We start from the raw sequence: 270 nt of genomic DNA on the forward strand, positions 1-270 counted from the left end.
AGGCCCACCATTTCCATTTTAATAATCCTAGAATATGGGGCTTTAGCTCAGCTGGGAGAGCGCCTGCCTTGCACGCAGGAGGTCAGCGGTTCGATCCCGCTAAGCTCCACCATTGCACATCTTACGATGATGCATTTTTAAATTGTTCTTTGAAAACTAGATATCGACATCCAAACAAATGCAAGGCAGATAGAATTATCTAATCTGCGCCAAAGCAACAATCTTGATGTGTATGCATCATTAAGTTACGAGATGCGAGAAGTTCGAGGC

The 270-nt window shown here is 44.1% G+C and carries 1 tRNA gene; it reads left to right on the plus strand.

Annotated elements, in window-relative coordinates:
- Positions 1–36 precede the first annotated feature (36 nt).
- Positions 37–112, plus strand: a tRNA-Ala gene (locus M3196_RS21845).
- The last annotated feature ends 158 nt before the right edge of the window (positions 113–270 follow it).

The sequence above is a fragment of the Fictibacillus nanhaiensis genome, assembly GCF_023715445.1.
Taxonomy (GTDB): Bacteria; Bacillota; Bacilli; order Bacillales; family Fictibacillaceae; genus Fictibacillus; species Fictibacillus nanhaiensis_D.